This window comes from Microcoleus sp. LEGE 07076 (assembly GCF_015207455.1).
Lineage (GTDB): Bacteria > Cyanobacteriota > Cyanobacteriia > Cyanobacteriales > Microcoleaceae > Microcoleus.
The window spans coordinates 17790-38953 of sequence record NZ_JADEWV010000003.1 but is presented as its reverse complement, the minus strand read 5'-3'; the positions used below and the strand labels follow the sequence as shown (position 1 = coordinate 38953).

The window sequence follows — 21164 nt, the reverse complement described above, 5'->3', positions numbered from 1 at the left end:
TTTAACGAGATTCACAGCCGATCGCCAACCAATTATTACTGTATTTTAATAAACTTAATTTAAAACTTGGATTTGAATGTGCCGTGGAAGCTAAAATCGAACAATTTTCCCGTAATAAGTGGTTAAGCCTGCTCGTCAATGGAGTTATCGGTACAGCAGCGCTGGCGTCCGTGATTGCCATGCAGTCGATCGAGCAGTTGGGCGGAATGCCCCCAGCTAGCGTTCAGGGGCCCGGGCCGCTCTCTGCAATGTCCGCTGCCAGTTTCAAGCAAGCCGCCCAGCAAGAAGGCCGGAGGCTGAAAATGCTCAAAACAGTTCCTAGTTTTGGGTTTGACAATTTAATTTCCGACTGGACATTTCTCAAATTTTTGGAGTATTTTGGCGACGACGAAGCGCGAGACGTGACAGGCTACAATCTCAGCGAAGATTATTTTGACATAATTACGCGGCGCGACCCCAAGTGGGCTGACATTTATCTGTTTCTGTCCACTGCCGTTTCTTTTTATCAAGGAAAGCCGGAAACTGCCGTTAAATTGATCGAGCGCGGTACTAACGCCCTTTCGCGGCAAACTCATCCCCAAGCGTGGATAGTGTGGCGAACCAAAGGTATTGATGAATTGCTGCTGTTGGGAGATATTCCCGAGTCAATTCGCTCTCACGAAATGGCCGCTGAGTGGGTAGAAAAAACGCCCGACGGGCCGAAATTAGCGCCAATTTTTCGAGCAACTGCTGACTATTTGCGCCGAGATCCCGATAGCGTGCAGGTGCGGTTTAACGCTTGGAGTACGGTTTATTATCAAACAACCGATAAGTTGGTGCGACAAAGGGCGAAACAAGCTCTTGTCAAGTTGGGAGTTCAGGTGCAAAAAGATAAAGATGGAAAAGAAAGTTTTATTTTGCCGCCCAGAAAGTAGTTGATTATTGATTGTTAACTGTTAACTGTTGACTGTTGACTGTAATTCTGCAATCTCAAATCTCAAATCTCAAATCAGATTGAGTTAGTTCGCGCCATTCACCCGGTTTCAAGTCATTTAGTTGCAAATGCCCGATCGCGCTTCTCACCAGCCGCAGCGTCGGAAACCCTACTGCTGCAGTCATCCGGCGCACTTGACGGTTGCGGCCTTCTGTGAGAGTCATTTGCAGCCAAGCTGTGGGAATGTTTTTGCGAAATCGAATCGGGGGTTCGCGGGGCGCCAATTGGGGTTCTGCTGATAATAATTGCACTTTTGCCGATCGAGTCCGATAATCTTGAATTGTGACACCAGTTTGCAAAAGGGCGATCGCGCCTGCATCGGGAACCCCTTCCACCTGAACCAAGTAAGTACGGGGATGAGCAAATTTCGGGTGACTGAAGCGGTGCTGCATTTGTCCGTCATCGGTTAACAGCAACAAACCTTCACTATCGCGATCGAGCCTTCCCACCGCATAAACATCAGGAATCGGAATATAATCTTTCAGGGTACTGCGTTTAGTCTCGCTGGAATTGTCAGTAAACTGAGTTAAAACATCGTAAGGTTTGTAAAATAGAATGTAGCGATAGGGCATGACCAATTAAAAAATAAAAATGTACCAACAGTGCAAGCAGAAACCATATAACTCCCCCAAAAAACACCTTCTATCTCTCCTCTGTCCTCCGCGCCCTCTGCGCCCTCTGCGGTTCACAAAAAAATAAATCTTATCAACCAACGATTCAAACCTGCCATAAAATCTTCATCCTTTAAAAACCTCACAAATCTCAACTACCCAACTTTACCATGCCCCAAGCTACACACCGCATTTGCATCGTCTTAGGAACACGCCCAGAAGCAATTAAACTAGCCCCAGTAATTCAACAGTTCAAAAACTCGCCATCTTTTGACACCCAAGTAATTTTAACAGGTCAGCACCGAGAAATGGTCGAGCAAGTAATGCGAATGTTCGACCTCAAAGCCGATCGCGATTTAGAAATTATGCAGCACCAGCAAACCCTGACGGATATTACATCCCGCAGTTTGCAGGGTTTGGAAGCCTGCTTTAAAGATTTGCAGCCAGAAATCGTATTAGTGCAGGGCGATACAACAACAGCATTTGCAGCAGCTTTGGCAGCATTTTACCAAAAAATACCAGTAGGTCACGTAGAAGCCGGATTGAGGACGGACGATTTGTTCAATCCCTATCCCGAAGAAGCTAACCGACGGTTGATATCTCAGCTCACAAGGCTGCATTTTGCCCCGACAGCGCTGGCTGCTGAGAATTTAGGGCGATCGGGCATTTTAGGAGAAATTCACTGTACGGGCAACACAGTAATCGACGCTTTGCTTTCCGTCGCCAAACGCCAACCAGAATGCAACATTCCCAACTTAGACTGGAGCAAACACCGCACTATTTTAGCAACAGTTCACCGCCGGGAAAATTGGGGAAAACCACTAGCAGGAATTGCCAGAGCATTCATCCAAATTATCGATAAATTTCCCGATACAGCCTTGCTCTTACCGCTGCACAGAAATCCGACAGTTCGGGAACCCTTAAAATCTCTTTTGGGCGACCATCCGAGAATATTTTTAACAGAACCGTTAGATTACGCAGAATTAGTAGGAGCGATTCAGAGATGTCATTTAATCCTCACAGATTCCGGTGGCTTGCAAGAGGAAGCACCTAGTTTGGGCAAGCCAGTTTTAGTATTACGAGAAACCACAGAAAGACCAGAAGCAATTTCTGCCGGAACCGCTAAACTTGTCGGTACAAATTCTGATATAATTACCGCAGCAGCCACAGAATTGCTGAGCAATTCTGTGGCTTACGACGCAATGGCAATGGCAATTAATCCCTTTGGGGACGGTTTGGCAGCCTCGCGGATTTTGAAAATAGTTGAAGAGTATTTTTATGACTAAAAAGTAATCATAAAATTGGTTTGTAGTGAGGACTTTAGTCCGCATCCATCATAGGACTAAAGTCCTCACTACAAACCAATATGATTGTGGTCATTCTAGGGAAAATTAGATAATTCACGAGCGAATAGGGTGCGCCAAAGAGTACCTTACAACTATCAGTAATCTCCACCGCCACCACCACCCCCAGAGTCACCACCACCAAAGCTACCGCCGGAGTCGCTACTGCTGCTACTGTAATCGCTACTGCCGCTACTGTAATCGGTGCTGCCACTACTATCGTAATTATGCCTGCGATTATTGTGATTGCGACTGCTACTATTAGGAGAGGAACGCAAACTAGAAATAATAGACCGAATTATCCATCCTATCAATAACACAGGCAAGGCAAGGATTAATAAAAATATTAACCAGCCAACAGGGGAATTATCATGCACAACAACTGGCGATTGAGCAGGTATTGGCGACGGTATTACCCCTAGACTTTGTACTGTTGGAGGCACAAGTGGCGTATTTTGAGATTGAGTTGCAGAGGGTTGTACTCCTTGCCGTGGTACTATGGGAGCCAAAGGCAGTGCGGTTTGATATTCCACATTTGCGATCGGAGTTTGTAAAACATTAACTAACGCCTTTGTCCCCGCCAATGTCCCCCCGTCAAAGTCCTGCTGTTTAAATCTGGGCGTAATTTCAGTTTGAATAATACTCACTACCCGTGCATCGGGTAAAATACTTTGAATCCCCGAACCAGTCTCAATTTGAACGCGGCGTTCACCCGACGAAATCAACAACAAAACTCCGTTATTTGTATTTTTTTTGCCAATCCCCCAAAAGTTAAATAATTCTGTAGCAAATGCTTTTGGTGTTGCAGATGGTTTAGTATCCGGCACTGTCACAACAGCAATTTCCGAGCCATTTTTTGCCTCCAACTCTGCAATCATCTGATTTAGCTGAGTTTCTGTGCTGTCACTGAGAATATTCGCTTTATCTGTTACCCAAGTGTTATTTACTTGTCGGGGATTCGGTACTTCTTGTACTGTTATAGCTTGACTCGCTACCGGAAAGGCAATTGCCGAGAAGCACAGCAAACTGGTAAAAATTATTTGTTTTTTGCTAGATTGTAATTGCATCGTTTCAGTCTCCTGAATAATTGCCAATCAAAAATTTCAATAGATATGTCCGCCTAATTACAATTAAATAACCAGCTTGCTCTCGCGTCAATTCATATTATTCAGAAGTTGGATTCATAAAAGTCATAAATGTAAGGTGCTTCTGCACCTTACATTGAGACTCCTAGACGCACGGGCGGCCAGAAACCGGGTTTTCAAGCAAAATAATTGCTCACAACCGTCAATCTCGGTTCAAAAACCCGGTTTCTTAGTCCGCGAGTGCGATCGAACTAATTTAGATATATTTAAGGAGAGGGAAGTGGTGGCACAAAATTGCTGCTACCTTTATAACCGGATAAGAGAGCAAGTTTTTCCAAAGATTGCCTACCCGTATAATATTTTCCCCTAATTTCCCAAGTGGGATAAGCTTTAATATTGGCAGCTTTGCACAAATCCGGTTGAGCATCTTTCCCCCTGGGATCGCACTCAATGTAAGTAATCGCGGTAAATGCTTCTTTGCCGAAAAGTTCTTGTTGGGTGTGACAGTGAGGACACCAGTAAGCACCGTACATTCTAGCTTTGATCATCTGCAAATGGGTTGCTAAAGCTATTTGATCGGGTACGGATTCGCTAAGAATCGGTGGCGCTTCTGGTTCGGTAACAGGCTGTACCGAAGGGGGCGGAGGAGGTGGAGGGAGGGTTTGTGCTAAAGTTTGAGTCGATTTATTGCTGAAACTGAACTGTGCAATTCCTCCATCTGCTTTCGTACTGCCGAAAATGCCCAAAGTTAGGAAAATGCCGATCGCACAAAAATTGAATTTACTTAGTCTCATCTTGGATTTCATCTTTAATTTACTAGGATTTCGCGAGCTTGATTCATAGCCTCTACAGCATTGTTTACCACAAAGATGTTAAATTGTGCTAAATTTTTAAAGAAAACTTGACTTTCGGCGCTGTTATTTAACAATATAACTTGTTTGTTAGCTTTCAGAGCGAGGGCAATTTCCGACGCTGTGCCCGCACCCATACCGCAGGCAATGATGACATCGGAAGAAAGAATGTTAATGTTATTTCTGGCGTTTCCCATATCGGTGACGATCGCAATATCTACAGCTTCAGAAATGCCGCGAGTATCGTTTCCCGGAAGGATGCCGATTGTTAAACCGTTAGCTGATTTTGCACCTTTGTTGGCGGCATCCATCACGCCGACATTTCTGCCGCCAGTTAGCAATATCCATCCTGCTTCGGCGATGAGTTGTCCGAGTTGATAGGCGTTTTCTAAGTCAGTTGACGTGGCACTTTCGCCGGGGCCCATGATGCCAATGATGGTTTTTTTCATATTTTATGGATGAGTATCTGGTTGGGAAGAATGTGTGTTATTTTTTTATTAAACAGGTCAAATAAAATGAGTAGCGCCCAAAACCCTGAAACAAAGCTGATCGAAAAAATCCGCAGTTTACCGCCCGATAAAATCACGGTATTAGAAGATTTTATCGACTTCCTATTAACGCGCAGTGAAGCTGATGTTCTGGTTGATACTGCGACTAAACTCTCAGAACCAGCTTTTGCTAAAATTTGGGACAACCCAGAGGACACGGAATATGACGAGCAATTGGAAGAATCTGCGGCTCTCTATGCAGAAATCTATAAGGAAGATACAGACTTGCAAGAATTGACGGAATTAGGTTTAGAAGAATGGCTGAAGCTATAAAATTGAAACGCGGTTTAATTATTGAAGTTAATCTCGCTCCAACAAAGGGTTCTGAAACGGGAAAAATTAGACCTTGTGTTGTGGTGACCAACAATACTTATAATGAGCGAGTTCCTGTAATCCAGGTTGTTCCAATTACTGCTTGGAGTGAAAAAAAAGCCAAGATTAAAAGTAATGTGGAGATTGAACCATCTGAAAGAAATGGATTAACAAAAAAATCTATTGCTGATTGTTTGCAAACGCGGCCTATTGATTATAGTTCTCGTGGAGTAGATATCCGAGGTGAACTTGAACCAGAGGCGATTGTCAAAATTGATCTAGCTCTCAGAATCGTGTTTGCTTTGTAATTTTCAAGCTTTTTAAAGAAGAAATAATCAATAGGTTAAGAGGCGATCGGTATTTTTGGTACTTATGAACTGAGTGCTAAGGGTTGTTTGACCAATTGTTCGACAACTAGCGATCGACAAACAGCTTCAATTTTATTATTTCCACCAATTTCAAATAACAGATGCAGCCACTCATTAGGAGAAAGGGATAGATTTTCTAACCAAGGAGAGGGAGTAACTTGCTCCCAGCCGACGATTGTACCGAGGTTCGCCGGTTTTTCATTTAACTCATCAGAATTGGGGTTGAGTTGTACATCCAGTCGAATGCAGGTTTTGAGAATAATGTTTAAAAATTGGTCATTGGTAGCAACTTCAGAAGTAGAATTAGTTGAATTGAGTTGCCAATAGTAATTGAGATTGAGGACATAATCATAGGGAAATTGCCACCCCATCGATAGCAGTTCTGATTCGGTAAAATCGTATTGTTGCCAAATTTCTTCAAAGTTCATAGTCTGATGAATAAATGGGGTTAAGGAAGGAGAATAAAGTGTGTGTCTCCACGACTTCCGGGTTTTCCTGATGCGTTTAGGGGTTGTTCTGCGGGTGCGCCACCTCCTGGGCCATTGTAAACGCGAGCATAGGATGAACCATCAGGTTGAGTCATAATTCTGACACTGTATTGAGTGTTTGGGCTTGTCCAAATTGTACCAGCACCGCTTTTTGAGCCTCCTCTAGCTGGAGTGGATATCCAACCCGAAGCAGTAAGTTCTGTTTCGAGGGTGATTTTATCGATTCCACTGACAAGGAAATTAAGAACATCTGTGACAGTTAGGATGTTACCTGATGACATAGTTCATGGAAATTGGATTTTGGGTGCGGGAATACTGAGAGATCGATCGCCCTTCATGATTATAAAACGGGCGAGATCCCTTCTGAATTATTAGAAAGGGATCTCGATCTTTTTTGACCGCAGATGGACGCAGATTAACGCGGATGCAAGAAGGGCGATCGATCAAGGACTAATGGAAACAACATCCCCAGCATCATTAATCCGAACTGCGGAACCTGCTGGTAGCGACGATATCATAGTGCTAACTTGTCTCATCAAAGGTACAAGATGGTCTGGTCTCGTACTGCTAGAATCTAAGACCACAATTCTAATAACACGATTTGCTAGATTTTGTTGATAGGGAAGATTTTTATCAGCCGTGATAAAAACATCAAAAGGATGATTCTCCGATCGATCCAGAATTTCCCTGTCTTTTAGCCCTCTCCACCCCATGTCATACACATTGCTGATTGAATGACCCTTGTCTAAGAAAGGCTGCTTGATTTTTTGACTCAACAGATTTTCATCAAGCAGTATAAGCATTTGAATGATTTTCTAGCGAGAGCATCATCTTAGTGAGATTTTCTAGCACTTTAATTGCCTGACTTTCTAGGTAAGGAAAATCATTAATAAATTCTGCGAAACCGCTTTCACCTTCCAGGTAGTCAAAAAAAGTCTTTAAAGGGACGCGGCTGCCGACAAATACGGGGACACCGCTCATAATTTCTGGATCGCGGTGAATAATTCCTTTTCTTTGCAGTAATTCTTCTATTTTCACGGGCTTTACTCCTTTATATCAAAAGAAGTGGGCAAGTGTAGCTGTAACTTATAGGTAATCGTATCATAAATTCAGCAGAAGCGAGATCCCTTCTGGATTATTAGAAAGGGATCTCGATCTTTTTTTAACCGCAGATGGACGCAGATTAACGCAGATGCAGGAAGGGATCTCGCCCTTCCCAATTTTTGATTACAAAATTACAGGTTGTGTGAGGCTTGACAAATAATGGCAAAATCTGCCATAATAAGATAACGAGTTAAATGAGGTAAGTAATACACGTGACAAGCATGAATATTTCTCTACCTGACTCAATGCGAACTTATATAGAAGCACAGGTAGCTCAAGGTGGTTATAGTACAGCTAGCGAGTATTTTCGTGAGTTAATTCGCCAAGACCAAAAACGCAAAGCTTCAGAACGTTTGGAAGCGATGTTATTAGAGGGTTTGGAATCGGGAAATCCTACGGCGATGACGGAGGAAAATTGGATGGAGATTCGTCAAGCTGTGCGATCGCGTATTTCCCAGAATCAGGGGTTGCAGGAAGAAAAATGACCTCGATCCAAAAACGTCCGCAAGTTATCCGCGATTTAATTGAATTAGCAACTTACATTGCGGAAGATAATATGGATGCTTCCGATCGCTTTCTTGTCGCGGCGGAAGCAACCTTTAAACAATTGGCACAAACGCCGAAAATGGGAAAACGCTGTCAATTTGCTCATCCGAATTTAATCGATGTGCGACAACAAGCTATTAAAGGTTTTAGAAGATATCTGATTTTCTACCGTCTCATAGACTCAGAGGTATAAATTTTGCGCGTGATTCACGGAGCACGGGACATCGAAGATATTTTTGATAATGTTGATGAGAATGAATAAATCTTTACTCTTGAGGTGGGAAGTTGAAGAGCGAGCTCCCTTCTGAATTATTAGAAAGGGATCTCGATATTCCCCATTTTCTGAAAAATAGGGGTCATGCTGCTTCCAATTGCAACCGACGTTCTACTCGTTCGTATTCATCTTCTAGCAACCAAAGTTTAGCTTCTTGATAATCTGAACTGGAAAATACAATCTGATAATTTTGAGCAGGATCGTAGACACAGCTATTACCTGAACCATCACCGAGTAAAATTAGGACGTAAGGTGGTGAAGCTGTCGGATCTACCCATAATTCTGTGAATTCCCAGTTATCGGCTAGGTTTAGTTCTGGGGATGACATGATAACTACTGACTGTTGAGATGTATTTGTAACCGTTTTTGTTTAACTTGTCGATGATCTTCGTCTAATTTAGCAATAACTTCTTCTAATTTACAACCTAGTTCTTCCATTTCCAAGCGACTGCGACGTAAGTTTGCAAGGAGTCGTAAATCGACATCTGGAGGTGGCATATATCCTGGTTCGTTCATCATAATCTCCACTCAATTTTAATTTCTTCAATGCTGCGTTCCCATGCTGGAAGTCTGGCTTGGGTATAAGTAATTACTTCTGTCATCAAGCTTAGCATATCAGAACTTGCTATGGGTTGTGCATTAGCCAAGCGTCGTTGCAATAGAGAAAATTGGGAAAACCGCTCATCTGCTTGCTGTGCTACATTTTTTAGCTGATCTAAATAGTCAATTGTTCTGTCGGTTTCTCCAAATTGCTCAAAGAGAGTGTATTCAGCTTTTGTAGCATCATCGATAATATCCAATAATTGCCGTTTTAAGCGATCGATGGTTTCGGCAATTTCGATGGGCAGTTTTGCCATGTCTACTTGTGTGAGATGTACGCTATAGATTTTAGACTAACAGCGTACCAGAAATCACTAATATAGGTTGGATTTTGCGTATTTCTGTTTTTTGTTAGTTGAATGCAAAATAAGGGCGATCGCCCTTATGAATTATTAGAAAGGGATCTCGCTCTTTTTTAACCGCAGATGGACGCAGATTAACGCGGATGCAAGAAGGGCGATCGCTCTTTTGATGAATTATGGGCGATCGCACCCTATTTCCTTTAGGGAGATTCTACCAGTTCTGATTCCTGAAGACGTTGCGATAATAGGCAATCTTCAAAGCTGAAAGCTTCTGAGTCTAGAAAACTAGCGATCGCCATTTCGATCGCAGCTTCCAGAGAACATTCTAGCTGCGTTGCTTTTTCCATCAGGGCGACTTTCACATAGTCCGGCAAATGGGTCATCAGCGAATGAATAGCGGATGGTGGCAAGTGTTGGATGTTGAGGGTATGATTCATTGTTCTCTGGGAATTTTAACGTTGTAGGGAGGATTTGTAGCTTGAAGGATGAGGGTTTCTAATTCATAAAACCTCATGGGATGTGTGGAAACTTAGTCGCTTCAGCGCTGAGAGGAAACAAGACTCAAGCGACTAAAGTCGCCGTGGATATCCTCCATGAACCGTAAGTTTTGAATTGACAATCTTTAGGAATTGCATTTTGAGTTAATCGCTTACCTGTGATTAGATTGTGCAAGCTAATTGTTTTTCGGCTTGGGTCTTTTTTGGTTGGTGATTCTTGCCAACCACCCACATAACAAAACCCGAGCTTAGGATGTTTTACTACTGAACCGCGCTTAAATCCGGCGCTAATTGTTCCACCATATCTAGACCTAATATGTCCAGCCGAGTGCTGTAATCGGTGCAACTGACGGCGATGAAACTCTAGTGGGATCACCTCAATTAGCTGTATATTGTCTGGCTTTTTATGCCCACCTACAAACCAGTTTGCTAGCACCCAAGAGTCAACACAATGTGCTTCAAACTTGTTAGATAGCTTGTTTTTAGATTTTTTCAACCCCAGCTTCTGACGCCCAGAATAAGTATCGTTGCCTGTCCTCGTTTCTAAGTTAGCAAGTTTTTCTAGCTCGCAATAGAACCACTTTTTACCAACTTCTAATGGGCTAAACATTACATTCCACTTTTTTGCACCTTTCCAGGTTTTTGCTTTTATGTCTTCAACCACAAAAGTAGATACAGGGAACATCAGCGTCAACCACTTGCAAATACGTAGTTTCCATTGCCATCTAGCTTTAGTCGATGGCGGTAATTTTTGTTGATTTACCAGTCGGTTTTTCCGGTTTTGACGGCACGGAGTATTGCGAAATCTTCTGGCACGTCGCATATTGCGCCTAACTTATACATGGTCTTTTACCCAATCAACCGCGTGAGCTTGGATGTTTAGGTAAGTGTATGCTTTTGACTTTACTGTATAACCTTCACGTTTGCTTCCTGGGTCAATTCCAACAGCAACTGGTTGAATATTTCTCCTCGATGGTTCTTGATTTAATCGAACACAAAAAACTCCTTTTTTAAAAAATGGTGTAGCCTTGCCTGATTTAATCCAACCTCTTGCCCTACTTGGGGTGGTTGGCATCAGAGGATAGTTATTTTGGTCAACTACTGGTACGAACATTTGATCGTAAATCTCCTATTGCTAGAAGTGTGTATATCCCTTCGCCACTGACTGTCAGAGAGGTTGAAAACTAGGGAGGCATTCTTAACGTCTATCGAGCTACCACGCTCAGACAGTTCAGTTAATGGCTAGACACTGTTTTAGTCCCACATTTGAAAGGCGGTTAGTCTTTCTCTTGCAAGCCCAGTGGCTTCAGCCCTGGGTCAGTGACATGATAACCCTGGTTTTTGCCATTGGTTGAGGGTAACGAAGGCGATCCTCACATCATCAGGATCGTAGCGAGCGAGCCAGCCCCAGAGAAAGGCTTTGTGACCGCCTCGCAGTCGATCGCGGAGGTTCTTGGCTTTGCCGATGTAGAGCAATCCTTGAATGCGATGTCGAAAGGCGTATAAACCAACTTTACCAGGAATTGTGTCGAAGTCGTGGCTGAGGGGATGGCACTGATCGAAGGGGGTAAAGGCGAGAGTGTCGAGAATTTGGCGGGCTTCTTGCTGGATGGGGTTGGTCATGGAAATTGGGAGATGGAAGCGGTTATTCCATCCTACAAGTAGAAGCGATCGCCCTTTTAACAAAAAACCGATCGCGAATTCATTCCAAATAGCGATCGCCTTTCTGGATTATCCTGAGAAAGGCGATCGATCTTCCCCATTTTCTGAAAAATAGGGGTCATGCTGCTTCCAATTGCAACCGACGTTCTACTCGTTCGTATTCATCTTCTAGCAACCAAAGTTTAGCTTCTTCATAATCTGAACTGGAAAATACAATCTGATAATTTTGAGCAGGATCGTAGACACAGCTATTACCTGAACCATCACCGAGTAAAATTAGAACGTAAGGTGGTGAGGCTGTCGGATCTACCCATAATTCTGTGAATTCCCAGTTATCGGCTAGGTTTAGTTCTGGGGATGACATGGTATTTATCTCCTTTGATTTTAATTTCTCCATATTTAAGTGGTATTTTACTATTGTTGCTGTCAAGTCTGTAGCCAATGGGGTCAGCAAAATATAGACCATAACGATCGTGACCGCGAATTATGCCTATAAACTCTCCATTGGCAATAATAGCTTCAGCTACCATTTCCATTGTAGCTCGATCGTTAAAGACATGAACGCTACCTTCTTGTTTGAGTAGCTTTTGCATTTGAGGAGTGTCGGGTAGATGTTTAGCAACGTGTTTGGTGTCGATGCTTAGTTCGCGGTTGATTCCGGTCATAAATTGAGCGGATATAAAACATATTGATTATGTCATAATTTAGGCTTTCTTACTAAAAGATATACAAGATCACAGCAGGATCATTGTATGAGGAGCGATCGCCCTTCTGAATTATTAGAAAGGGCGATCGCTCTTTTTTGACCGCAGATGGACGCAGATTAACGCGGATGCAAGAAGGGCGATCGCTATTTTCGGATAGGGGGAAAAGGGCGATCGACTTCTCGGTCAGAGGATAAAATCAGCGGTTTCTCAATTCCCAAAATGATTTGATGGGATTAAGTGTTGCATTCCTGACAGTATTTTGATTGGAACTTTGAGAAGAGAGGTAGTTGGGGCCTGCTTGAACCTCAAGGTGCAAGTGCTTGAGAGAGCCTACACGACCGATTATCTGCCCAGCTTCTATCCTTCCTGAAGGAACAGACACACTGCCAAGATGACCATATATCCAAAGTTTACCGTCATCAGATCGAACACCAATGAAGTAGTTGCCTGATGTCTCTTGTATTCCTCGAACAATAGTTCCTCCCACAGGAACTTTAACCGTCTCTTCGATTGGGGTACTCATATCAATGCCAGAGTGCCATTTTCCTATCCCTTGACGATAGCCTGGATCGAGGAGGTAGCCTGCCGTTACTGGGACTCGTCTTCCAAAAATTGTATTGGACAGTTCGGTGTAAATTTGCTCAATGGAATCTAGTGTTAGATAACGCTCATCTCTGTAATCTGGCCAGCCGTAATCAAATCGAGTATTATCAGCAGTTTCTTGATTCCATCGGTCATTTGTTAATGATGAAAGCTCGGGATAGTAATTTCCTGAAGAAATCGGTGGCAAAACTTCCTTCCAAGACAAGTCAAATAAAGCGTCACCCGTGTTTTCAAACATATAGGCAACAACTTTGTACGTTCCAGTTTTTTTCGGAATGAAATCAATAGTCTGGGAACTATAAGCATTCATCCATTGATTGTCAGGAGTGATAGGTTCTTTCGTTCCATCCTGATACCGAGCATATAGCTGATACCCATCATCCGCACGGACTGTAAATTTGTAAGTTTGATTCGCCTTAAAATCAGCCTCTGTAACGCCTTTCATCACAAACTTATCATTCGGAAAACGCGGGTCATTGTGATTAGGACTGCCTTTACCCCAATTCCATGCTCCATCTTGGAGAGTGCCTTTTGTGCCATCAGGACGAGTATTAGAACCAGCACTGACACGACCAATGTATTCTAAGCCGTTTCCTGCTGTAGTTGCAGTCTGAATATCGGGAGAGGGTTGAGTAGTTTGGCCTTGATCCCACTTATAAACCTCTAGTTGCCATTCTTTGGAAATGTCGTTAATCTTATCTTGGAACACTTCCTCAACTTTGGCATCAATTCGGGCTGATCCAGTCCCATCGTAGAGTTTAAACATTAGCTGATATTTGCCTGACTGTGGCACAGTGAATAACACAGTTTTTGACGGCTCTTCATAACTGCGATTGCGCCAATCCGTATTATCTGTAAACGTTGGATCGACTAGAATATCTTTTGGTTCTATCCATTGACCTGTTGTGAGATTCTTTAAATTGAAGGCGCTACCATCATCAGATTTAGTCGTTAACTTGTAAGTTTTACCAGATTCTAAAGGTACTTCAGTTGATGCCAACATTCCAAAATTATCCGCTTGAACTTTGCCCGTGTTAGTAGGACTATTCAAGCCAAAATCCACATTTAATTTTGCCTTAACGGGCCATTGAGCAGCTTGAGAACCTAAATCTTTCACATCAACACGACTAGGAATGTCAGCAAAAACTCCTTTTTGACCATCTTTTCGGTCAAGATTAAAGTTGATATCTCCTGCATTACTTGGAGTGCGGTTGATAAATTCTGCCTTCCAGTTCTGAGGCGAAACAAAATTAGCAGTAGGTTGGGATGAAGGGGCAGTTACATTCGGTTTACCATTCCCAACTAAGTAAGCTACAGCAGTTTTTCCATTGTAGATAATGTAGCCATCGGCAAAATTTTGTTGAATCACTCCATTGCCTAATGAAATAGCATTGTTCAAAGGCTTTCCTAACCAACTGGTTTCACCACCCATACTATTATATTTCTTGCCAATCTCTCCTTGAACTACAATGCTAATTGGTGGCGGATTCTGAGTGTCAGCCGGAGGCTGAATAATTTGACGTGGCAGAGTAATCGTGTCATTGAGTTCTTGTACCTCCCCACTTAAACCCGTAAAATTCAAAACCATCTCATAAGGGTCTATAGTAGCTTGATTTCCCTTATTCACTACCACGTAGTAATTACCAGGGCTTAAGGGAGTTGAAGCGAATAGCCCGTCATATAATAATGCCGGGTTATAGCTGAGAGTAGATATCGCAGTTCCATTGCTGTTGTAGAGAATTGTATTACTGTCATACAATGCCGCATTTCCTTGAGGAAATTTTAGAGAAAATTGAAAGTTGGGAACCGTTTGATTGACCGTAAACTCGAAACGATCCGAAGAATTAGAACTATCTAACCATCCTACATACTTGATCCGTCCCGAACCAGAAGTATTTAAAGTTTGCGCCTCTCGTTCCGCAGGAGTAACTTGTCCTTCTAAACCCCAAGTTGTCGGATTCGAGAAAGGTGTCGGAATATAAGCTTGCGGTGCTGTTTCCTTCGCCACTTGCACAGCTTTATTCAAATTCACCACCCCAAAACCCGTTTCCTGATCCCATCCGGGCTCCTTCAAATCGATCGCACTTCCAGTCAAAATATCAATGATTTGAGTAGGATTCAAATCCGGGTTACTTTCCCAAACCTTAGATGCCATCCCCGCAGCAATCGCCGCCGATGCCGAAGTACCCGCCATCTGACCAATATCATCGCCAACTGTCGATAAAGTCGGATTCTCGATCGCACCTCCGGGCACTAAAATATCCAAACCATAGCCATAGCTGGAATAATCCGATCGCCCAAATCCATCAGACGAACCAACCGTGAGAATATTCTCAAACTCTTGCGAAGATTGACCCAAAACAGACATCACACCGCCGTCATTTCCCGCCGCTACAACTAACAGCACTCCACTCTGCCGCGCATTTTCTAAAGCTGCCCGTTCTCGGGGTGTAAACTCGTAACGAGTGGTAATGCTGCCGTCAGCATTCTTTTGAGTTAAATCGAGGGGTAAAAGGGCGATCGCATTCTTTTTCTTTTGTGCCTTCGCCTCACCCACAAAATCAGTTAAAGCTAAATCCCATTCCCCAGAACCAATTGCCCGACTTAGATAAACATTCGCCTTATCGTTATAGCCATCAATGCCTTTATCGTTGCCTTGAATTGCACTCACCAAACCCCAGCTAAATGTGCCGTGTTCGTTACCTTCTCCCGCAGCAAACAACGGATTGCTGTCTTTGTCAATACGATCGCGCCCCAACGTCACTTGAGAGTAATCCAAATCGGGATTGTTCGGCGCAAACCCAGTATCGATGATGCCGATAAATGCGCGTTTTTCTGGCGGCGGAATAATCGGTAAATCGGGTTCAACAGGTGATTCCGGGGCGATCGGCTGTGGCATATCCTCGATCGCAGGCGGTTCTACAGGCAATTTTGATTCGATCGGGGGTGCAAGGGCGATCGGGCGTTCTACAGGGAATTTTTGCTCAATTGGTGGAATTGTCGCCACTGGCGGAATTGTCTCAACTGGCGGAATTGTTGCAGCAGGCGGTTCCACAGTCACTGGCGGAATTGTCTCAACTGGCGGAATTGTTGCAGCAGGCGGTTCCACAGCCACTGGCGGAGTTGTCTTAACTGGCGGAATTGTTGCAGCAGGCGGTTCCACAGTCACTGGCGGAGTTGTTGGTACAGGCGGAATTGTTGCAGCAGGCGGAGTTGTCTCAACTGGCGGCGTTACAGCAACCGGCGGTTCTGGCACCGGCTGCTTTGATGCGACATAATCGATGAGTTTTTTGCCGCCATCAAGTTTAGTCCAATCTTTATTCGGATCGATCACTTTGTCGATCGACACTGCCTTGCCCGTCGCACCTGTTAAATTGAAAACCAAATCGTTGTAATCTTTATCAGAACCCTGATCGACGCGCTGATCTTCCATCGCAAAAGCCTTACCTTTGCCAGTGACATCTGCTATTTGACCGGACAAAAAAGCATCATCTGGATTCAAGCTAGATAAGGACAGCAGCGGGCGTTTGTCACCCCCAGCACCGGGATTGTTAAACACATCTTGCACCGTACCGTTCGGCACCAGCATCACCGCAAAAGCTTCTCCCGGTTTCATGAAAAATGTTTTCGGCCCGCTGTACTGTCCTCCGTTATAATTGTCTTCTCCTAAACTGCCGTTAAATAGCGGATTTGCACCTTCTATGGGGTCAGAAATTACGACGTGACCGAATAAAGAATTGCTCAAAGCTCGTCTTGCTGATTCTTTGATAAAGTCCTCGGAACTAGGATCGAAATCCTCCATTCCCTGCACGCTGAAAACGGCAACTTCACCTTGATAATTGCCGCCGTCGTGCAGCCAGTCAAAGCCAACTTGACCGGTTGAATCGGTTGTGAAGAAACCGGATGTAACGCCTAAACCTGTCAGCGGGTCAACTTTGCCGTCTGGTGTTAAACTAACTTGATAATTTGTATCGCGCGCTGGGGCAGAAATTTTGAGTGCATAATTTGTTGCGCCCAAGTTATCGATGCTAAATGTTCCTGAATTTGTGCCGTCGGTGGCGATGTCTTTGACGACTTTTCCCTGAGTGTCGAGAAGCTGCATCCCGATACCGGAACTAAATCCTTCAGCCGTAACTCGAAAGCTGCCTGGATTTAGCCGATCGAAACGATAGGTGTCTGTGGGGTCAGTTTTACCCGCGAAGTCGATCGAGATATAGTTGTCGCTTAGATTGCCGATAGAAGTAGTAGACATTTTACACCTTGATTAATTCGATAAATTTGGGCTGATATGTATCTATCTGAAGTGCGTCGGAGTTTTTATGCGTTTTGTAATATAACTTCACACAGGGTCTGGGTTAAACTCGCTGAAATTTCCGCCGCTATCTATCTGGAGTGCGTCGGAGTTTTTATGCAAAGTTTCTGTTTTTGTAATATAACTTTACACAAAGGCTGCGATCGCCCGTAGCACGAGGCACTGTGGCAATTTTATTTTGGCCCTATAAAATTTACACCGCTCAATTTTCTAGATCCCTTGCACAGTGGCGTAGTTTTTGATACTCATTTATTTAGTCAAATTTTGTTTGATTCACAAGAATAATATTATTTTTCATAAACCAGCACATCAGCAATATGTCTAGAACGTCTAGGCCAATTGGCTTATTTCTAAATATATGTAGTTGTATTGAACCCAAAAAAGAGGAACAAGCGATCGCTCGTCCCCTTTTTACCGAAAATATACAATTTAAATCAAGCACAGCTTAAGTAACGGAGCATCTCTGTTTTGCATTAATGGGCGATCGCCCGCTGAATAAAAAATGTTTTTTGCCAACAAGCCCCAGATGATCCCGCTGGGAAAGACGCTGCGGGCGGCACCGCAGACAATCAGCAATCTGCTGTCACCTCAGAGTTTTTTTGAGCAATTTGTCTGGCTATTTCTTGCACTTTGGTAAATCCCTTCCTTTTCCAAAAAGAGTTAATAGTCTGTGTATTGATATTCAACTGTCGGGCGATGGCGGACATTTTTTGGGGCGACTCCTCCAAGAACAGTTTTTGCACGATCGACTGACAGTTGCAGTCGGGACGGTTGCGAGGATGGCAGTTGCGAAGTTTTTTGTCGGGATCGCGATCGATGTATTGTGCGATCGCCCTTGCCAAAGCTTGGTTTTTTTCGCGATCGATCCGTTCAATCTCCGCCTCCAAACCATCCAAACACTCAATCTCGTATCTGCGATTTTCTAAATACTCTAAGCAACCATTTTTTTGGTTTTTTTTGGCATATAAATCTATAATTCGATACCTGAGATGACCGTTGATCCAATAAGTGAGACTGTCTTGAATAGGAGAACGTCGAGGTTCAAACTCGTGAAGGTTACTGTCTAACCATTCCCAAGTTTTATTCAGCGCTTCCCAATAATAGGGATGAGCAACTTTTGACAGTTTGGGTAAGAGTTGCAGTTGCCGCAATAACCGATTGAGCAATTTTCGACGCTGCGGGCTATCCAGCGATTCCGAGCAAATTCCTAAAATTAGCCTGCATAACAATTCGTCTTGAGGAGTGCGATCGGAATATCGTTGAAGTACCAATTTCAATTTATCTACGTGCTTCATCATCGCCCTCCTCAAAGAAGTGTATGCAAGTCGAAATCAATAAAAAATCTGGCAACAAACTCGTCTTGGGTCAGTTTTTTGACTTACCCACTAAAATAAAGGATTAAATTAGCCCAAGCAAATTTGCACAAGGTGGCTGAAAACTTGCTATAATCGCGTTTACCAGCTTGGGAAAACAAAAACCTCGGGATTCCCAAGGTTTTTTCAACAATTTTCGGGACTTGCTCATGGGGAATAATAGTCGTCGGAACCTTACCTGGAAAAAAGGTAAAGATGCTGCAAAAATATTAATTGAGGCGTTGTACTCCTTCACTGATGCGGATTTGGAAACAATTAATCCCTATGACAGCCTCAAAAAAATTATTGATAGCCGTTGGCAAGGAACTAACCTGTGGGTGAAACAAACAAGGTTGCAGGATCTGGTTTATCTGACACAGAAATACGGCAAATCTTTAGAGAAAGAGCAAATCCGCAATGCCCTTCTTTGCTTAGAAAGATTGAAAATTATGGAAGATCAGCGGGAGGTAACGAGCGCCAAAACAAAGACAGGCTCGGACAAGTGGAGTTTTTTATTGAAGTTTCCGAATCCAATCAAGGAAGAAAATTTGGAGTGGCTGTTTGGTAAAGGAGACAAACAAGGAGAATGGGAGCGTCGCAGACTAAAACTGCCCGATGTTCCCGAATTGAGCGAAATTCAAGATGCAGAAACTTCTCTCAATTTGGAGATAGTAGCAAACAATCGGGGGTCGAGATTCAAAGAAGCGGGGGAATTAGTGGCAGCTAGGAAACAATTTGATATAGCTATTAAAATCAACCCTGATAATGCAGCAAGTTATTACAATATGGCATTGATGTACGAAGAAGCCGGAAATGTCGATCGGGCGATCGAACATTATCAGCAAGCGGCATTCCGGGGTTTTGCTGCTGCTTACTGCAATTTAGCCCGTTTGTTCATCATTGAATATAAAGATTTGCCGAAAGCTGTTCAAAAAATCGGGTACGGTTTAAAGCTGGTTGAAACGGAGAAAGTTGAGGATGACAAAATAGTCAAAGCAGCTTTGTTAATTTACCTGGCTTTGGCTTGGAAGGAACAAGGACGTTTTGAAGAAGCTTTGGAAATGCTGCAAAAGTCTGTTAAACTAGATAGCGATCGCGGTTTAACCTATGGCATCATGGCAGAGGTGCAAGAAAATCTCGGCAATCGTGCAGAAGCTTTGGAAGCGTGGAAAAACTGTCTCGAATACGGTAATTCCGCTGAGCGAGATGAAGATTTTTACATTGGTAAAGCACGTCAGCGTCTCAAGTAAGCGGGATTTAGGGGAAAGTGCGATCGCCCTTTCCCCAGATTTTTGCTAGGAATCAAGGACAGGGGTATTCGTTACCATGTCTGTCAATACAAATTCGGGTTAGATTATTCGTGGCTGACTGAAGCTCTATCCGAGCGATTGAAGCGCCTGAAACTGCTGCTAGTACCAATGTGGTGTTGCTAAGTGCGATCGAGCCAATCAAAAGGGGTGAAATCAATACTTTGCAATTCATACTCTTGTCTCCAAGCTAACTAGATTTATGCTCGTCAGCTTATAAAGACAGCCATATGACAATCAATGTGACTTAATTTATGACAAAAATATGACTCCTGAAGAACTGAAAGAAAAAGCCGGAAAAAATTGGAATTTAGACCAACTATTGTCAGCTTTAAATCAAGCGAAAATGGCTGTTTTGATGGCAGAGGATGTAATTACCTGCTACCGAACTTTAACGCGGGAAGAAGTCAAGTATTTATATGGGATTCTAGATCGTAAAAATCCAGCAGAGATAGCGCAAATCTACGACAAAAATCCTAACAACGTCAGAAATCAACTAACTCGTTTATATCGTTATATCAAGAAACTGCTTAACTATAGTGAAGTACAAGACATTCGATCTATCAATATTCCTGATGAACTAGCTAATAGAAATTTCAGAATAAACCCACTTGAGCAACCAAGAGAAACCGATCGGGTTTGGTGGCGCATTACGATCGAGCTTGACAATCCAGACAACTTGCAATTACAAGCAATTGTCAACCGCCTCGGCTCGGTTCTAGAAAAACCTTTGATAGTACAAAAAATAGACCAAGGCAGTACATTGCTGGTTTTTGAAAGCGATCGCTCCGAATACGATCGCATAGAAGCACTTTACAGATCGGATCGCCTCGGCGAATTATTAAAAGTCACCGTTAGCGATTTAGGGCAAATTCCGCAGGATTCGCTGCTAATTTATGTGAGACAAATGTATGAAAGTATCTTCGGTGAAGGCTATCAGCCAGTAGCCTTGATATTGACTCGCAATCAACGCAACCGATCGCGAGGGCCGAACCCAGAAAACTCAGAATCTGTAGCAAGAGCAAAACAAATTAATTTTGGTACAAATCAATCGGTTAATTTGACGGTTGAACTCACACCAAAAGACGAAGAAAGTGACACTAAAATATGGATCGATCCATGCGGCGAGGCAGTTTACCTGCCAGTTGGTTTACAAATAACAGTCTTAGATGAATTTGGAGATGCGGTTCCTCAGTTGCAAAAACAAACTGGCACTACAGATAACGCTGTTTTACTAACCTTTAGCCTCGCTCCTGGAGAACAATTTAGTGTTAAACTCCTTCTAGGAGATGCCAGCGTCACAGAAACTTTTTAAGAAT

The 21164-nt window shown here is 43.3% G+C and carries 26 protein-coding genes and 1 pseudogene; 9 read left to right on the top strand and 18 right to left on the bottom strand.

The features are described from left to right. Window positions 1–83: 83 nt before the first annotated feature. Window positions 84–914 (top strand): hypothetical protein, encoded by an 831-nt coding sequence (locus tag IQ270_RS00995; protein ID WP_193971088.1) that lies wholly within the window; start codon window positions 84–86, stop codon window positions 912–914. Window positions 915–969: 55 nt separating this feature from the next. Here the strand turns inward: IQ270_RS00995 and IQ270_RS00990 are convergent, their stop codons facing one another. Further along, window positions 970–1545: a pseudouridine synthase gene (locus IQ270_RS00990; protein ID WP_193971087.1), complete on the bottom strand. Its 576-nt coding sequence runs from the start codon at window positions 1543–1545 to the stop codon at window positions 970–972. A gap of 209 nt (window positions 1546–1754) precedes the next feature. Here IQ270_RS00990 and wecB point away from each other — a divergent pair, with 209 nt between their 5' ends. Next, window positions 1755–2870, top strand: coding sequence for a non-hydrolyzing UDP-N-acetylglucosamine 2-epimerase (gene wecB / locus IQ270_RS00985; RefSeq protein ID WP_193971086.1), 1116 nt, complete (start codon window positions 1755–1757; stop codon window positions 2868–2870). Between the two features lie 155 nt (window positions 2871–3025). Here wecB and IQ270_RS00980 read toward each other — a convergent pair whose 3' ends face one another. The 3 genes from IQ270_RS00980 to IQ270_RS00970 all read right to left on the bottom strand — a co-directional run bounded on the left by IQ270_RS00980 (window position 3026) and on the right by IQ270_RS00970 (window position 5312). Then, entirely contained in the window at window positions 3026–3994 is a 969-nt protein-coding gene (locus IQ270_RS00980) for a YgcG family protein (protein ID WP_193971084.1), read from the bottom strand. Between the two features lie 284 nt (window positions 3995–4278). Continuing rightward, on the bottom strand, window positions 4279–4818 hold the full coding sequence (locus tag IQ270_RS00975; protein WP_228055980.1) for a hypothetical protein: 540 nt from the start codon (window positions 4816–4818) through the stop codon (window positions 4279–4281). A gap of 2 nt (window positions 4819–4820) precedes the next feature. Continuing rightward, on the bottom strand, window positions 4821–5312 hold the full coding sequence (locus IQ270_RS00970) for a TIGR00725 family protein (RefSeq protein WP_193971083.1): 492 nt from the start codon (window positions 5310–5312) through the stop codon (window positions 4821–4823). 66 nt (window positions 5313–5378) lie between these two features. On the opposite strand from IQ270_RS00970, the gene IQ270_RS00965 reads away from it, so the two are divergent. Further along, on the top strand, window positions 5379–5684 hold the full coding sequence (locus IQ270_RS00965) for a hypothetical protein (protein WP_228055979.1): 306 nt from the start codon (window positions 5379–5381) through the stop codon (window positions 5682–5684). Beyond that, window positions 5669–6031 (top strand): type II toxin-antitoxin system PemK/MazF family toxin, encoded by a 363-nt coding sequence (locus IQ270_RS00960; RefSeq protein ID WP_193971082.1) that lies wholly within the window; start codon window positions 5669–5671, stop codon window positions 6029–6031. Before IQ270_RS00965 ends, IQ270_RS00960 begins: the two co-directional genes overlap by 16 nt. Window positions 6032–6093: 62 nt before the next feature. On the opposite strand, the gene IQ270_RS00955 is transcribed toward IQ270_RS00960, so the two are convergent. The 4 genes from IQ270_RS00955 to IQ270_RS00940 form a co-directional block, all read right to left on the bottom strand. After that, window positions 6094–6519: a hypothetical protein gene (locus IQ270_RS00955; RefSeq protein WP_106151197.1), complete on the bottom strand. Its 426-nt coding sequence runs from the start codon at window positions 6517–6519 to the stop codon at window positions 6094–6096. Between the two features lie 20 nt (window positions 6520–6539). Next, entirely contained in the window at window positions 6540–6860 is a 321-nt protein-coding gene (locus IQ270_RS00950; protein ID WP_106151198.1) for a hypothetical protein, read from the bottom strand. Between the two features lie 162 nt (window positions 6861–7022). Continuing rightward, the gene (locus IQ270_RS00945) at window positions 7023–7382 is read right to left on the bottom strand and encodes a DUF5615 family PIN-like protein (RefSeq protein WP_193971081.1); all 360 of its coding nucleotides are present in this window, start codon (window positions 7380–7382) and stop codon (window positions 7023–7025) included. Then, the gene (locus IQ270_RS00940) at window positions 7366–7617 is read right to left on the bottom strand and encodes a DUF433 domain-containing protein (protein WP_193971080.1); all 252 of its coding nucleotides are present in this window, start codon (window positions 7615–7617) and stop codon (window positions 7366–7368) included. The genes IQ270_RS00945 and IQ270_RS00940 overlap by 17 nt, the downstream gene beginning before the upstream one ends. 287 nt (window positions 7618–7904) lie before the next feature. Here IQ270_RS00940 and IQ270_RS00935 point away from each other — a divergent pair, with 287 nt between their 5' ends. Beyond that, window positions 7905–8168, top strand: a complete 264-nt coding sequence (locus IQ270_RS00935; protein ID WP_228055978.1) for a type II toxin-antitoxin system ParD family antitoxin — start codon at window positions 7905–7907, stop codon at window positions 8166–8168. Then, entirely contained in the window at window positions 8165–8422 is a 258-nt protein-coding gene (locus IQ270_RS00930) for a type II toxin-antitoxin system RelE/ParE family toxin (RefSeq protein WP_193971078.1), read from the top strand. Before IQ270_RS00935 ends, IQ270_RS00930 begins: the two co-directional genes overlap by 4 nt. Window positions 8423–8585: 163 nt before the next feature. Here IQ270_RS00930 and IQ270_RS00925 read toward each other — a convergent pair whose 3' ends face one another. The 6 genes and pseudogenes from IQ270_RS00925 to IQ270_RS00900 all read right to left on the bottom strand — a co-directional run bounded on the left by IQ270_RS00925 (window position 8586) and on the right by IQ270_RS00900 (window position 11525). Continuing rightward, on the bottom strand, window positions 8586–8831 hold the full coding sequence (locus IQ270_RS00925) for a hypothetical protein (RefSeq protein WP_193971077.1): 246 nt from the start codon (window positions 8829–8831) through the stop codon (window positions 8586–8588). Window positions 8832–8836: 5 nt separating this feature from the next. Then, on the bottom strand, window positions 8837–9022 hold the full coding sequence (locus IQ270_RS00920) for a hypothetical protein (RefSeq protein ID WP_193971076.1): 186 nt from the start codon (window positions 9020–9022) through the stop codon (window positions 8837–8839). After that, entirely contained in the window at window positions 9019–9360 is a 342-nt protein-coding gene (locus tag IQ270_RS00915) for a hypothetical protein (RefSeq protein WP_193971075.1), read from the bottom strand. The genes IQ270_RS00920 and IQ270_RS00915 overlap by 4 nt, the downstream gene beginning before the upstream one ends. Before the next feature lie 245 nt (window positions 9361–9605). Further along, window positions 9606–9842: a hypothetical protein gene (locus IQ270_RS00910; RefSeq protein WP_193971074.1), complete on the bottom strand. Its 237-nt coding sequence runs from the start codon at window positions 9840–9842 to the stop codon at window positions 9606–9608. A gap of 124 nt (window positions 9843–9966) precedes the next feature. Continuing rightward, window positions 9967–11016: pseudogene (locus IQ270_RS00905) on the bottom strand (RRXRR domain-containing protein). A 203-nt stretch (window positions 11017–11219) separates the two neighbouring features. Further along, complete coding sequence (locus IQ270_RS00900; RefSeq protein WP_193971073.1) at window positions 11220–11525, bottom strand: GIY-YIG nuclease family protein; 306 nt, start codon at window positions 11523–11525, stop codon at window positions 11220–11222. Between IQ270_RS00900 and IQ270_RS00895 the strand changes: the two genes are divergently transcribed. Beyond that, entirely contained in the window at window positions 11524–11679 is a 156-nt protein-coding gene (locus IQ270_RS00895) for a hypothetical protein (RefSeq protein WP_193971072.1), read from the top strand. The two genes, IQ270_RS00900 and IQ270_RS00895, sit on opposite strands and share 2 nt — an antisense overlap. 3 nt (window positions 11680–11682) lie before the next feature. Here IQ270_RS00895 and IQ270_RS00890 read toward each other — a convergent pair whose 3' ends face one another. The 4 genes from IQ270_RS00890 to IQ270_RS00875 form a co-directional block, all read right to left on the bottom strand. Next, window positions 11683–11928 carry a hypothetical protein gene (locus IQ270_RS00890; RefSeq protein WP_193971071.1) on the bottom strand — a complete coding sequence of 82 codons (246 nt, stop codon included), beginning with the start codon at window positions 11926–11928 and terminating at the stop codon, window positions 11683–11685. Continuing rightward, a complete protein-coding gene (locus IQ270_RS00885; RefSeq protein WP_193971070.1) occupies window positions 11897–12229 on the bottom strand; it encodes a hypothetical protein in 333 nt (110 codons plus the stop codon). Before IQ270_RS00885 ends, IQ270_RS00890 begins: the two co-directional genes overlap by 32 nt. A gap of 238 nt (window positions 12230–12467) precedes the next feature. Continuing rightward, on the bottom strand, window positions 12468–17126 hold the full coding sequence (locus IQ270_RS00880) for a S8 family serine peptidase (protein ID WP_193971069.1): 4659 nt from the start codon (window positions 17124–17126) through the stop codon (window positions 12468–12470). Between the two features lie 629 nt (window positions 17127–17755). After that, window positions 17756–18484: a hypothetical protein gene (locus IQ270_RS00875; protein ID WP_193971068.1), complete on the bottom strand. Its 729-nt coding sequence runs from the start codon at window positions 18482–18484 to the stop codon at window positions 17756–17758. 224 nt (window positions 18485–18708) lie between these two features. Between IQ270_RS00875 and IQ270_RS00870 the strand changes: the two genes are divergently transcribed. After that, window positions 18709–19788 carry a tetratricopeptide repeat protein gene (locus IQ270_RS00870; protein WP_193971067.1) on the top strand — a complete coding sequence of 360 codons (1080 nt, stop codon included), beginning with the start codon at window positions 18709–18711 and terminating at the stop codon, window positions 19786–19788. A 322-nt stretch (window positions 19789–20110) separates the two neighbouring features. Then, complete coding sequence (locus tag IQ270_RS00865; RefSeq protein ID WP_193971066.1) at window positions 20111–21160, top strand: DUF1822 family protein; 1050 nt, start codon at window positions 20111–20113, stop codon at window positions 21158–21160. Window positions 21161–21164 lie beyond the last annotated feature (4 nt).